At 56.9% G+C, this 13,428-nt stretch carries 10 protein-coding genes and 1 pseudogene; 4 read left to right on the top strand and 7 right to left on the bottom strand.

Annotation, left to right across the window (positions count from 1 at the left end; all coding sequences use genetic code 11):
- The first annotated feature begins 1 nt into the window (after position 1).
- The 4 genes from aceF (at position 2) to msrA (ending at position 7,253) form a co-directional block, all read left to right on the top strand.
- Positions 2-1,951, top strand: coding sequence for a dihydrolipoyllysine-residue acetyltransferase (gene aceF / locus B0D71_RS26415; protein WP_103397331.1), 1,950 nt, complete (start codon positions 2-4; stop codon positions 1,949-1,951).
- A gap of 271 nt (positions 1,952-2,222) precedes the next feature.
- A complete protein-coding gene (locus tag B0D71_RS26410; protein ID WP_103397330.1) occupies positions 2,223-3,617 on the top strand; it encodes an alkaline phosphatase D family protein in 1,395 nt (464 codons plus the stop codon).
- 231 nt (positions 3,618-3,848) lie between these two features.
- On the top strand, positions 3,849-6,542 hold the full coding sequence (locus B0D71_RS26405; protein ID WP_103397329.1) for a putative bifunctional diguanylate cyclase/phosphodiesterase: 2,694 nt from the start codon (positions 3,849-3,851) through the stop codon (positions 6,540-6,542).
- Positions 6,543-6,605: 63 nt separating this feature from the next.
- Positions 6,606-7,253: a peptide-methionine (S)-S-oxide reductase MsrA gene (gene msrA, locus B0D71_RS26400; protein WP_103397328.1), complete on the top strand. Its 648-nt coding sequence runs from the start codon at positions 6,606-6,608 to the stop codon at positions 7,251-7,253.
- A gap of 110 nt (positions 7,254-7,363) precedes the next feature.
- On the opposite strand, the gene B0D71_RS26395 is transcribed toward msrA, so the two are convergent.
- The 7 genes and pseudogenes from B0D71_RS26395 to B0D71_RS26360 form a co-directional block, all read right to left on the bottom strand.
- Positions 7,364-8,200 (bottom strand): 23S rRNA (adenine(2030)-N(6))-methyltransferase RlmJ, encoded by an 837-nt coding sequence (locus B0D71_RS26395; protein ID WP_103397327.1) that lies wholly within the window; start codon positions 8,198-8,200, stop codon positions 7,364-7,366.
- Positions 8,201-8,411: 211 nt separating this feature from the next.
- On the bottom strand, positions 8,412-8,735 hold the full coding sequence (locus B0D71_RS26390; protein ID WP_103397326.1) for a hypothetical protein: 324 nt from the start codon (positions 8,733-8,735) through the stop codon (positions 8,412-8,414).
- A 493-nt stretch (positions 8,736-9,228) separates the two neighbouring features.
- Complete coding sequence (locus tag B0D71_RS26385) at positions 9,229-9,612, bottom strand: hypothetical protein (RefSeq protein WP_103397325.1); 384 nt, start codon at positions 9,610-9,612, stop codon at positions 9,229-9,231.
- Entirely contained in the window at positions 9,609-11,030 is a 1,422-nt protein-coding gene (locus B0D71_RS26380) for a PAAR domain-containing protein (RefSeq protein WP_103397324.1), read from the bottom strand. Before B0D71_RS26380 ends, B0D71_RS26385 begins: the two co-directional genes overlap by 4 nt.
- 273 nt (positions 11,031-11,303) lie before the next feature.
- Positions 11,304-11,576: pseudogene (locus B0D71_RS26375) on the bottom strand (sodium:solute symporter family transporter); the annotation flags it as partial.
- A gap of 10 nt (positions 11,577-11,586) precedes the next feature.
- Complete coding sequence (locus tag B0D71_RS26370; protein ID WP_103397323.1) at positions 11,587-11,910, bottom strand: hypothetical protein; 324 nt, start codon at positions 11,908-11,910, stop codon at positions 11,587-11,589.
- A gap of 1,037 nt (positions 11,911-12,947) precedes the next feature.
- A complete protein-coding gene (locus B0D71_RS26360) occupies positions 12,948-13,268 on the bottom strand; it encodes a hypothetical protein (RefSeq protein WP_103397322.1) in 321 nt (106 codons plus the stop codon).
- Positions 13,269-13,428 lie beyond the last annotated feature (160 nt).

The raw sequence follows: 13,428 nt of genomic DNA, 5'->3' as shown, positions 1-13,428 counted from the left end.
TGTGAGCGAACTCATTCGCGTACCTGACATCGGCAGCGGTGAAGGTGAAGTAATTGAACTGTTTGTGAAGGTCGGCGACCGTATCGAAGCCGACCAGAGCATCCTGACGCTGGAATCGGACAAGGCGAGCATGGAAGTGCCCGCGCCGAAGGCCGGTATCATCAAGAGCCTGAAAGTTAAGCTGGGCGATCGCCTGAAAGAAGGCGACGAACTGCTGGAGCTGGAAGTCGAAGGTGCCGCGCAAGCGGCCCCTGCGGCAGCCGCACCGGCGGCCAAGGCTGAAGCCAAACCGGCTGCTGCCCCTGCCGCCGCCGCTCCTGCTGCGCCGGCTGCCGCCAGCGTTCAGCAAGTGCACGTGCCGGACATCGGTTCGTCGGGCAAGGCCCAGATCATCGAGATCCAGGTCAAGGTCGGCGACACCGTCGCAGCTGATCAGTCGCTGATCACCCTGGAATCCGACAAGGCGAGCATGGAAATCCCGTCGCCTGCCGCTGGCGTGGTCAAGGCCATCAGCGTCAAGCTCAACGACGAAGTCGGCACGGGTGACCTGATCCTGGACCTGGAAGTGGCGGGCGCTGCTGCACCGGCTGCTGCCGCTCCAGCTCAGGCGGCCGCACCTGCCGCCGCGGCTCCAGCGCCTGCCGCTGCCGCACCGGCTGCTCCAGTGGCCGACAGCGTTCAGGACATCCACGTTCCGGACATCGGTTCGGCGGGCAAGGCCAAGATCATCGAAGTCCTGGTCAAGGCCGGCGACACCGTTGCCGCCGACCAGTCGCTGATCACCCTGGAATCCGACAAGGCGAGCATGGAAATCCCGTCGCCAGCCGCTGGCGTGGTGGAAAGCGTTTCCATCAAGCTCGATGACGAAGTCGGCACCGGCGACCTGATCCTCAAGCTGAAAGTCAAAGGCGCTGCCCCGGCTGCTGCTCCGGCGCCTGCTGCTGCTCCGAGCGCATCTGCTCCAGCCGCTGCTGCTCCTGCTGCCGCTGCACCTGTTGCCGCTCCAGCCGCCGCACCTGCCAAGCCAGGCGCGAAAGTTCACGCCGGTCCTGCCGTGCGTCAACTGGCCCGCGAATTCGGTGTCGAGCTGAGCGCCGTTGGCGCCAGTGGTCCGCACGGTCGCATCTTGAAAGAAGACGTGCAGGTTTACGTCAAAGCCATGATGCAGAAGGCCAAGGAAGCACCGGCCGCTGCTGCTGGCGCCACCGGTGGCGCGGGCATTCCGCCGATTCCGGTCGTGGACTTCAGCCGCTTCGGTGAAATCGAAGAAGTGCCGATGACCCGTCTGATGCAGGTCGGCGCTGCCAACCTGCACCGCAGCTGGCTGAACGTGCCGCACGTGACGCAATTCGACTCGGCGGATATCACCGAGCTCGAAGCGTTCCGTGTTGCCCAGAAAGCCGTTGCAGAGAAGGCCGGCGTCAAGCTGACCATCCTGCCGTTGCTGCTCAAGACCTGCGCGCACCTGCTCAAGGAACTGCCGGACTTCAACAGCTCGCTGGCACCAAGCGGCAAAGCGATCATCCGCAAGAAATACGTGAACATTGGCTTCGCCGTCGACACCCCGGATGGCCTGCTGGTACCGGTCATCAAGAACGTCGACCAGAAGAGCCTGCTGCAATTGGCCGCCGAGGCCGCTTCCCTGGCTGAAAAAGCCCGGACCAAGAAGCTCTCGTCGGACGAGATGCAAGGCGCCTGCTTCACCATTTCCAGCCTCGGCCACATTGGCGGCACCGGCTTCACGCCGATCGTCAACGCGCCGGAAGTGGCGATCCTCGGTGTTTCCAAGGCAACCATCCAGCCAGTCTGGGACGGCAAAGCCTTCCAGCCGAAACTGATGCTGCCACTGTCGCTGTCCTACGATCACCGTGTGATCAACGGCGCCGCTGCCGCACGCTTCACCAAGCGTCTGAGCGACCTGTTGGGCGACATCCGCACCATGCTCCTGTAACACCGACCGGCCCTCCTTCACCGGAGGGCCTGTTGCGTTCCACGTTTCCGAGCGCCACGCTCGTACCTCAACCCCGTCAATTTGGCGGGGCTTTTTTTGCCTGAAATTCATGTTTAAAACGCCTTCCTACATTTGTGGCTGATATCGCCCACAATCCGAATCCATTTCTGCCAGGTATTTATTCAGGCCAAATAATTAGTCTTGGTTGTATGCCCCTATTACATCCAAAACAACCAACTACCTGACTAACTTGCAACGAATGGACTCAAACATGCTCAAACCAACTGTCGGCCCGATTATTGGCCACACAACAACTAATCACGCGCGTATTTTTATGCGCGGTGAAGTTCAAAAGAATGCGCCTGTATTTGCCGGTATTCGTTATCGAAATTCCGGGAACGAACAATGGACCAAAACTATCTTTGCAAGTCTGACAAGTCTTCAAGACATGTCCGATGTCATAGTTCTTGATAACCTAGCGGCCGATACCGAGTACGAATACCAGGCCGGCTGGTTCAGCACCAAGAGTGCCGAACACTCCGCAGGTTCGCTGCAAGCACTGCCGCTGCAATGGCCGCAAGAACTCTATCGCTTGCGCACCCGCTCCGGTGCGGCCGGTACGCCACGAGCTTATTTCGTCGGCTCATGTCGTTACCTGCGGATGACCGCCGGCATCCCGTCGGCGCCACAACTGGGCGACCGGATATTTGCCTCGATGGCTCAATTGGCACAGCAAGCCGACCCACCGGTCAGTGCGATGTTGATGACGGGTGATCAGATCTATGTCGACGATTTGAATTTTTTCGCGCCTGACCGCGAGTATCAGGAGATTCTCGCAAAATACCGCGCGGCCTTTTCCCAGCCGCATATTTCCAGGTTAATGGCTAACGTATCGACTTACATGATCCTCGACGATCATGAAATTGAAGATAACTGGCCAGACAAGAAAAAATCAGGCGATGATGCTCTGTATAAAAACGCCATCAGTGCTTATGAGCTATATCAAGCCAGCCACAGCCCGGTCTTTGAATTACTTGACGATGGCCGGATCAGCCGGCACCCGAAGCACTATTGGTATCAGTTCACCGATGGCGATATCGAATGGTTCGTCACCGATAGCCGCACCCGGCGCAATCTGTCCGCCGATGATCGACGCATCCTTGATGCTGAACAGGAACATGCCTTGTGCCAATGGCTGATCCACAGCCCCGCCCGGGTCAAGTTGGTGGTCACCAGCGTGATGTTCTTTCCTGACGCCAAACACAACGGGGATGATGCCTGGGCCGGTTTTCCAGGCCAGCGGCTGCGACTGCTGGAGACTATTCGTTCGCACCGGCTGAAAAATGTCATTTTCGTTTCCGGCGACGTCCACTGCTCCCTGACCAGCCGACTGACCCACAGCGAAGACCCCGACTTCGAGGTGCACACCATCGTGTCGTCGCCATTGTGCAACACCAAACTGATGCCCTATGCCAGTCAATCGAGCTTTATCCTCGACCGGCCGTTGGCACGGAACACCGCGGGCGAATATCGGCAAGCATTGACCGGTAAAGTCATCAGTCAGGATAACTTCGCGCACCTGGTCATCGATGCAGATCGCATTCAGGTCAATTACCACGATCGGGATGGCAAGTTGCTGCAATCGACAGGCATTAAATTGCATTGATGGGTAAAAAAATCACAGCCTTCGAAACGGCACCGAAGGCTGTGATCTGATCAATAGCAATACTTTTTGCCAGAAACTGCAGAAATCTTCGCGCCTGCCGACATATTCTTATAGCACTTGGCCTTCATCTCTCTTGTCAGTCGGTGTCGCAATGATGCAACCTTGCCGCAGGCAACAGTAAAGAGGGCGTGAGCCCAGCGCGTTCAGCATATTCGAAGCGAGTTTCCCTCCATGAAAAGCCAGCCCGATGCCGCCAGCCGTATGGTGGCCGAGGTAGTGACGCAGTTGCCTGTGCCCTCGCGGCTCGGCATGCTGCGTTTCGAACGGCTTAATGAACCCAGCTGGGCGCTGCTGTTTCTTGACCCCAATTGTGAACGCCAGTTCGGCCTGCCAGCCGTGGAGCTGTGTGCGCTGGTGGGCTCGCCCTACGCCAGTCTGATGGAACCGGAAGCGCGCTATAGACTGCACGATGCGATCCAGCAGCAACTGACTGAAGGCACGCATTACCTGATCCGCTACACCCTGCACACCGCCTCGGGGCCCCTGAGCCTGCTGGAGCTGGGCGAAGCCTACAAACAACACAATCGTCACCTGTTGCGCGGCTACCTGCTGGTCATTGACGGCCTGTTCGAGGGTGACCCGCTGCAACCGGCCCTGGATCTGGAAACCCAGAACTCGCGCCTGCAAATCGCCCTGGAACTCAATCAGCGTGCACAACAGGAACAACTGCTGCATCTGGACCGGGCGCGCGCCCAACAGGACCTGATCCTGCTGCTCACCCGTCAACGCTACAGCAGCAACAACTCCTTGCAGGAAGCCGCCGAGCTGATCACCCGTAGCGCCTGCGACATTTACGAAATCGACTGCGCCAGCCTATGGCACCTCGAAGGTTCGAGGCTGGTGCCGATCTCGGCCTATCACCGCACGATTCAGGAATACCTGCTGCCGCAGCCAATCGACGTCAGTGTTTTCCCTGATTACCTCGACGCCTTGCACACCGGCCGCGCCATCGACGCCCATAACGCCATGCGCGACCCGCGCACCCGGGAGATGGCCGAAAGCTTGCGCCCGCGTGACGTCAACGCAATGCTCGACGCCAGTATCCGCGTCGATGGCCAGGTGGTCGGCGTTTTGTGCCTGGAGCAGACCGGTGCGACCCGCGCCTGGCAGTCGGATGAAATCGCCTTCGCCGGAGAACTGGCGGACCAGTTTGCCCAGGTCATCAGCAACCACAACCGGCGAACCGCCACCAGCGCCCTGCACCTGTTTCAGCGAGCCGTCGAACAAAGTGCCAACGCCTTTCTGCTGGTCAATTGCGACGGCGTGGTGGAATACGTCAACCCGAGCTTCACCGCAATCACCCAGTACTCCACCGAAGAAGTGCACGGCCAGCGCCTGTCGGAACTGCCGGCCCTGGAGAACCTCAGCGAGCTGCTGTTCGACGCGCCTTCGGCGCTGGCCAAGAGCAACAGTTGGCAGGGCGAATTCAAGAGCCGCCGGAAAAACCTCGAACCCTACTGGGGCCAGTTGTCGATCTCCAAGGTTTACGGCGACAACCGCGAGCTGACCCACTACATCGGCATCTACGAAGACATCACCCAGACCAAGCTCGCTCAGCAGCGTATCGAGCGACTGGCCTACACCGACAACCTGACCAATCTCGGCAATCGCCCGGCGTTCATCCGCAACCTCGATGAGCGCTTCGCCCGGGACAGCGACGCGCCGATCAGCCTGTTGCTGGTGGACATCGACAACTTCAAGCGCATCAACGACAGCCTTGGCCATCAGACCGGCGACAAGCTGCTGATCAGCCTGGCCCGGCGCCTGCGCAACAGTTTGATCCCGAGCGGCAGCCTGGCACGATTCGCCAGTAACGAATTCGCCGTGTTGCTGGACAACAGCGACCTCACGGTGGGCCAGCAAGTGGCCAACCAGTTGCTGGCGACCCTCGACAAACCGATGTTCGTCGACAACCAGCTGATCAGCGTCACCGGCTCCGTGGGCCTGGCCTGTGCGCCGCTGCACGGGCGCGACCCGCAAACCCTGATGCGCAACGCCGGGCTGGCGCTGCACAAGGCCAAGGCCAACGGCAAACACCAGGTGCAAGTGTTCACCGAAGCGCTGAACGCCGAGGCCAGCTACAAGCTGTTCGTCGAAAACAACCTGCGCCGCGCCCTGACCCAGAACGAACTCGACGTGTTCTACCAGCCCAAGCTGTGCCTGCGCAGCGGCCGACTGCTGGGCATGGAAGCATTGCTGCGCTGGGATCATCCGGAAAAGGGCATGATCCGCCCGGATCAGTTCATCAGCGTCGCCGAAGAAACCGGCTTGATCATTCCCATCGGCAAATGGATCGCCCGCCAGGCCTGCCGCATGAGCAAAGCGTTGACCGCGGTCGGCCTGGGCAACCTGCAAGTGGCGATCAACCTGTCGCCCAAGCAGTTCTCCGATCCAGACCTGGTGGCCTCCATCGCCACCATCCTCAAGGAAGAAGCCCTGCCAGCTCATTTGCTGGAGCTGGAGCTGACCGAAGGCCTGCTGCTGGAAGCCACCGAAGACACCCACTTGCAGCTCGACCAACTCAAGCGCCTGGGCCTGACCCTGGCCATGGACGACTTCGGCACCGGTTACTCGTCGCTCAGTTACTTGAAAAAATTCCCCATCGATATCATTAAGATCGATCGAAGCTTCATCCACGAAATCCCGGACAACCAGGACGACATGGAGATCACCTCCGCGGTGATCGCCATGGCCCACAACCTCAAGCTCAAGGTCGTGGCTGAAGGTGTCGAAACCGCCGAGCAGTTGTCGTTCCTGCGCCGTCACCGCTGCGACGTCGGCCAGGGCTACCTGTTCGACCGTCCGATCCCGGGCAACGAGCTGATCGAAAAGCTCAAACGCTACCCGCGCGGCCCAATCGCCTGACAGCGACCCAACTCTCGGGCAAACTGTTTGTCTGTCTAATTATCCTGACTGAGAGGACTGATCATGGTTCTGCGCTCGGAAATCCTGGTGAACAAAAACGTGCTCCCTACTAAAGAACAAGCTCTGCCTGGCCGCGAAACCCCGATGAACCTGCCGGAAAGACACTTCGTCCACGACGCCCCACTGCTGGGTCCGTTCGCCAACGATGTCGACTTTGCGATCTTCGGCCTCGGCTGTTTCTGGGGCGCGGAACGTCGCTTCTGGCAGCGCGAAGGCGTAGTCAGCACCGTGGTGGGTTACGCCGGCGGCTTCACGCCAAACCCTACGTACGAAGAAGTCTGCTCAGGCCTGACCGGCCACAGCGAAGTGGTGCTCGTGGTCTACGAGCCGGCAAAAGTCAGTTACGAAGAATTGCTGAAGATGTTCTGGGAACTGCACAACCCGACCCAGGGCATGCGTCAGGGCAACGACATCGGCACTCAATACCGCTCGGTGATCTATGCAACCAACCCGACGCAATTGGCCGCCGCCGAACGCAGCAAAGAAGTGTTCCAGGTCGAACTGACCAAGGCTGGCAAAGGCGACATCACCACCGAAATCGAAGAAGCCCCAACGGTCTACTTCGCCGAGGCGTATCACCAGCAGTACCTGGCCAAGAACCCGGAAGGCTACTGCGGGATCGGCGGTACCGGCGTGACCTGCCCGATCTGATCTGACGCAAAATCACTTGTAGGAGCCGGCTTGCCAGCGATGGCGGCAGTGGGTCCAGTGGTGACCTTTAGGCCGCCATCGCCGGCAAGCCGGCTCCTACAGGCCGAGCATTACTCGGCAATCAACCAATCCATCCGCCACCCACCCTGTGTCTGCCCCAGCTTCTCGGACAGCCACGGCAGCAACTCACGCAACTCTTCCTCCAGCCCCCACGGCGGATTAGCAATCGCCAACCCGGAACCGTTCAGGCTGTTCGGCGTATCCAGCGGATGCACCAGCAACTCCACGCGCAACAACTTCGGCGCACCCGTACCGGCCAGGTCCTGGTAGAAACGACGCAAGGCGCGCTGATCCTTCACCGGGTACCAGATAGCCGCCACGGTCTGGCGCATCCGGCCAATCGCCTCCTTCAACGACGCGGCACAACGCTGCATCTCGTCGAGCTTCTCGAACGGCGGATCGATCAACATCACCGCCCGCTTCTCCGGCACCGGCAACAAGGCCCGCGGAACAAACCAACCCTCGCCCAGATGCACCTTGACCCGGCGATCACCGGCCATGTTGTCCTTGAGCAGCACGCCGTCTTCCGGATGCTTCTCGTTGAGCAATACACGGTCCTGTGGACGGGTCAGACGCCGCGCCAGCTCCGGCGAACCCGGGTAATAGCGCAACTGGCCATCCGGGTTCATTTCGTGCAGGACTTGCATGTAATCGGCGGTCAGGATCGGCAGATCCGGCTGATCCCACAAACGCGCAATGCCTTCCAGGTACTCACCGGTACGGTTGGCCTGGTCACCCTGAAGGTCATACAAACCGATGCCGGCGTGGGTGTCGAGATAGGCAAACGGCTGCTCCTTGCGCGACATCAGGGCGATGAGGCGGGTCAAGGTCAGGTGTTTGAACACATCGGCGTGATTGCCGGCATGGAAGGCGTGACGATAATTCATGATTGCTCCTGCGCAGGGCGGGGAGTTTACCTTTTACCAGCCGGCAAGTCAGGGGCTCACGGCTGAGTGGCCCTGACAAATGACTTGCAAGGGCGCAAACCTGTAGGAGCCGGCTTGCTGGCGATGGCGGTGTATCAATTAACATGGAAAACGTCTGACACACCGCTATCGCCAGCAAGCCGGCTCCTACAGAAATCAGGCGTACTTGGCGCTACTGCGAAGGCCGCGCCCGCAACCGCCGCCCGACCACATCCAGCACATCACAGCCATCGCGCAACGAAATGGCGCAGAGCAAGGCAAAGTCACTGAGGATGAAGGACTCGCACTCGATCGAACTGCGCATGGACAGGTTCTCAAGCACTTGGGTAACGGCGCGGATTCTGTAGTTGGCAGTATCGGTGAGGATGTCGAGTGGCGCCTGGGTGTCGACGAACAGGGTGGGCATATCGGTGCAGTTGCTGGTCAATGCCATGAAGCGGTTGTCGGGGAAGGAAGTTGATTTTTCGTTGGGTGGATCGGGATGAATTGTTTTCATTTTTTAACTTCTGGTAGAAGTGGGACTAACATCGGCCTTCCTACAGGCTTGGGTGGCAGCCATACGCGGGGTAGGAATATCGAGACCAGAGAACTCGACCACGCCGAAGCATGCCCGCGCACAGCCGCCGCAACAGATCTTACGGGCGCACGTTAGTGGCCGCAAATCAGGTGTCGACGCCAAAGCGTTTTTCATGGTCTTAACGGGTTCCTACACCCCACCACTGAACTGTCAGTGACCGCCAAAGACTATCGATGGAACTCAGGTCGCACCAGCTCATGAAAACCGCCACGTTTTGAAGGAAACGTCCTAGGACCTTACCCAGAAATTCGCAGCAACCTCAACCCACCACAGGCTTCCACTACACCGCAGCGCCCTCTGCAACCTGCCTTACAGCACCAGCGTCTCTCAAGCAGTGAACCAGGCAAGACTTGAACAACTGGGAATGACTCAGGAGCGTATTGGCTGACTAGGCGTCAGCCACTAATGGTCGCTATATCCAGTCCGCAATTTCGCCAATGCCACCGAACAACAAAAACAGTCCACCAAGAATTAATATTCCCCAGCGCCAAATGACAAGCTTGCGTTTGATTGGAGCAGGAAGGCTGTTTATATCCTCAACACTGAGACTGCCATCTTTAATATGCCGTTTGGGAAACGCAACGAGTGCAGATATTCCTGCAATCAAGTGAAAGTGTCCCCACGCCCCAAGCTGCCGGTAATGGGATAAAGCCGTGACTGCAGTACTGTTTTTCAGATGGCTAAGCATTACGTCAATTTTTGTGTAGGCCAAGTAAAGTGCGAATCCTATCCAAATGAATATCATCAGGAGAACAGCACCTCCTAAAAGGCCGAAAGCCAATTTTGCCTGGCTCATCTACGCATCTCGTAAATAATATCTCCAAATGACTCACCAAGCCCGCTACCCACTGCACCACCTACTAACGATCCTGCCGTCACCACTACCACGCCGCATACCAAGATTCCGATGCCGGCTGTAGGCACGCTAACCGCGAGACAAATCCCACCAACGGTCTTAGCGGTTAAGATTCCACCTATTACAGCACCTCCTGCAATACCGCCGGCGAAGCTCCCCACCTCAGTAAACTTAACTCGTTTACAGGCCTCGGCATTGCCGGCCGTGCACACTTCCTGAACTTTCATGGCCGACGCCCCGCCACCAATGGCAGTGCCAACCCATCCACCGTACTTCAGGTATTTGGATGCCCTAGCCACACCTTCAAGATGAGTCGCATACCCCGGCATCTGCCCCACTCCGCCGGCTTCCGTCCAGCGGTGAACCAGACTGGGAGGAGAGAGGAACATTGCACGATTCAAATTGGGGTGGTCGGGGAAACCGATACCTTTGCGCGTCAGGCTTGTCATGTGGCTATCGAGTTGAGCGAGCAGCTTTTGGCGCTCAGCCAGAAACGTCGGTGAGCTCAGGTGGCCATCGCGCAGAAATGAATGCTGATGCAACGCTTCGATTTTTTTCAGGGTTTCGCTGACGTTATCCAGATTGTTTTTGAGAATACTCGCGCCAACGCCGATTGCGGTCGAGCCATGGCCCAGGAAGGTCTGGATGGCATCACGATGCTGCACCATGAAATCCGCCTCTTCCGGGCTGAGCGTTTCAAGTACCCGATTGGTCTTGGCCGCCACGTCCATGAGCAGGGCTTCTTCACGAGTGCACTGGAAATTATTGGGATCGCTCAGCACGATCATCGAGCCGGCTTTTACGTCGCGCAGATTGGGATTGAGCAGTTTGAATTTGCCCATCACCGCTGGATCGCGCAGGGTGAACAACGAGGCCTCGAGTTGTTCGCGGCTTGTGCTTTTGGGCACGATGTAGAAACCCGGCTCCGGAGCGTCGAGGCTGGTGAACCGTGATGGAGACGAGGTGTCTGGCGCTGACGTAAAGCTGGATGGACGCGGCGTAGTCGAATGGCTGGTGGTTATCGGTGATGGCGCGGGCGAGGCCGATTGAGCGGTTGCCCTGGCTGCTTTCGGTGCAGGGGGTTCATTGACATAACTCCCCTCGAAATTCGAAGGGAGTAGTTTGGCTCGACAAGGGCAACCACTGAAACTATCCAGCGTGCCAGCCACTCGTCGCCCCTCGCTCAGGACGTGCGAGACGCCGCCGATGATCCGGTAGCTCTTCTTGTCTTTTCCGCAACTGACCAGATCACCCTCACGAGCATGGATGAGACCGAAATTGAAGGTGTGGTCCCCCTCCAGAACGGTGCCGCCGCAGTCAGTTTTGTCACCTAGCCCAATGTAATGCCCGATAGCCATGTCTTGATATCCCTTTCAACTGGCGCCCCATCCCTTGGGGAAATGCGCCGTTGTTAACGATAAGTTATCCCGGTTCGGAAATGAGTCGGGCTAGCGCAAAGTACGTGAGCAGAGAGGTAATTCAAGGCATCTGGGCAAATCAGGAAACCTCCTACAAGCCCTGTAGAAAAGGGTTACGAAGAGGAAATACGAACCAAAGTGAACGCAAAAAAAACGGCTCGCACCCAAAGGCTGCGAGCCGTTCTTTCATCCGCGATGGATGACCTCAAACAATTACTTGTTCAGGCGGTAATCACTCTCTGCAGCCGCAAAACGCTGGACATACCAGCAGTCGGCGTGCCCATTTTGCTGACGAAGTAGATCGCCAGGCTGGCAAAGATGAAGCCCGGGATGATTTCGTACAGGCCCAGCAGTTCGAAGTGTTTCCAGACAAACACGGTGATGGCTCCGGCCAGCGCTGTTGCGGGTCATGTCTTTCCAGATCATGGAGATCAGCACGACCGGACCGAATGCGGCACCGAAACCGGCCCAGGCGCAGTTCACCAGACGCGTGCCGCTACACCGAAGTCTGCGCTCGCAACTGCCGCCCGACCACATCCAGCACATCACAGCCATCGCGCAACGAAATGGCGCAGAGCAAGGCAAAGTCACTGAGGATGAACGACTCGCACTCGATCGAACCGCGCATGGACAGGTTCTCAAGCACTTGGGTCACTGCGCGGATTCTGTAGTTGGCAGCGCCGGTGAGGATGTCGAGTGGCGCGTGGGTGTCGACGAACAGGGTGGGCATGTCGGTGCAGTTGCTGGTCAATGCCATGAAGCGGTTGTCGGGATGGGAAGTTGGTTTTTCGTAGGGTGGGTCGAGATGTATGGATTTCATTTTTAACGCTCTAAGGAGGAAATGGACCTGCCATTAGCCTTCCTACGGGCTAGGGTGGCAGCTATGCACGGGGTAGGAATATCGAGACCTAGAGCAAAACTCGACCACGCCGAAGCGTGCCCGCGCATAGCCGCCGCAACTGATCTTACGGCCGCATGAAAACGGCCGCAAACCAGGCAGTGACGCCAATGTAGCTCTAACGGTCTTGAGAGGTTCCTACACCCCGCCACTGATTTGTCAATGACCGCCAAAGACTATCCATGAACCCCAGGCTCCACCAGTTCATGGAAACCGATACGTTTTGAAGGAAACGTCCTAGGACCTTGTCCAGAAAATTTCCAACCCGCCTGACGAGTAGGGAGTGGCATGAAGAATGGGCACACCAATTAGATTGAGTGCCCATTTTTTATTGGTCAGTTACCTGATTATCCCAGACATCGCTATCAGGCCAAGTAGCACCATGCCAGATACAACCCCTAGAAGAGTCCATTGCAGCACTACGAGTTTTCGCCTGAGGTCATGGGGAAAATTGTCGAGATCTTCAGCAGTGACCATACCGCGCTTCAAAAAAATCGGGGAAACGTAACGACGCTAGATATTGAATAAACCAGCCGAGTCTTACCTCTAAGCCCTGCGTCAATACGCGCAGAGACAGTTATAAGTGGAGAACTGTTTTGGAAATGCTCTGACAGGACATCTCCCTTGGTGTAGCCCAAATGCAGCGCAACCCCAAATACAACAAGTACCCCACCGAAAACTATTAGCCCTGATGCCAGGAATAGCGTATCTACAATGCTAACGCTCATTGAGTGACCTCTAAAATCCGCTCGCCCACTTTCTCACCCATAGCGCCCCAATAGCGCAGCAAGAAAAGACTAAAAAAACAAAAAGGGGACTGATTTATTTTTATTCCAGTAACAAACCCACTCCCATTATATTTATCTTTATTTTCGAATGAACGCCCCTCCAAATCAGACAACATTCAGTTCAGCTAGCAACGCGAGACCTAGCATAACAACTAACAAAGTTATCCCAACCTACTGCAAGGCGATTAGTTTTTGTTTGAGCTGAACAGGTAGCTCTTTTAAATCGTCAGGACTGAGAAGTCCGCGCTTAATGTAAAAGGTAGAGAAGGTCACATAACCTGATATACGACCAATTATCATTATTCTTCCCCACACCCCGCTATACTCAAAGGCATTTCCCTCCGTAACGCCCCAGCTGTTTTTAAAACACCGCTGAAGAATATCCATTTTTGTGTTTGCTAGAAAAAGCATGTAGCCAATTCCCGCGAACAACCCTGAAATGTCAATAACTCCTATGACAAGGAATAATGTGTCAGCTGTGCTCAGGGTCAATTAAGAGACTCATATTTTTTTCGGTTGCACCTTCACCAACCTTCCCTCCGGTACCTTGCTGAAAGTGAAAAAATGAGGACTGATTTATTTTCACCAAAAATTATTTTCACCCATACTTTCTTAAACGAGTGGCATACACTGCAATTAACCGCAGCGTCAT

Origin of the sequence: Pseudomonas laurylsulfativorans (assembly GCF_002906155.1) — a bacterium.
GTDB classification, from domain to species: domain Bacteria; phylum Pseudomonadota; class Gammaproteobacteria; order Pseudomonadales; family Pseudomonadaceae; genus Aquipseudomonas; species Aquipseudomonas laurylsulfativorans.
Note: the sequence above shows the minus strand (reverse complement) of the source record. Positions and strands in the feature narration are given on the sequence as shown.

Excerpts from the sequence above, each read along its gene's own strand:
- B0D71_RS26410 (WP_103397330.1), top strand. The coding sequence starts at position 2,223 with ATGCTCAAACCAACTGTCGGCCCGATTATTGGCCACACAACAACTAAT.
- B0D71_RS26405 (WP_103397329.1), top strand. The coding sequence starts at position 3,849 with ATGAAAAGCCAGCCCGATGCCGCCAGCCGTATGGTGGCCGAGGTAGTG.
- msrA (WP_103397328.1), top strand. The coding sequence starts at position 6,606 with ATGGTTCTGCGCTCGGAAATCCTGGTGAACAAAAACGTGCTCCCTACT.
- B0D71_RS26395 (WP_103397327.1), bottom strand. The coding sequence starts at position 8,200 with ATGAATTATCGTCACGCCTTCCATGCCGGCAATCACGCCGATGTGTTC.
- B0D71_RS26390 (WP_103397326.1), bottom strand. The coding sequence starts at position 8,735 with ATGAAAACAATTCATCCCGATCCACCCAACGAAAAATCAACTTCCTTC.
- B0D71_RS26385 (WP_103397325.1), bottom strand. The coding sequence starts at position 9,612 with ATGAGCCAGGCAAAATTGGCTTTCGGCCTTTTAGGAGGTGCTGTTCTC.
- B0D71_RS26380 (WP_103397324.1), bottom strand. The coding sequence starts at position 11,030 with ATGGCTATCGGGCATTACATTGGGCTAGGTGACAAAACTGACTGCGGC.
- B0D71_RS26370 (WP_103397323.1), bottom strand. The coding sequence starts at position 11,910 with ATGAAATCCATACATCTCGACCCACCCTACGAAAAACCAACTTCCCAT.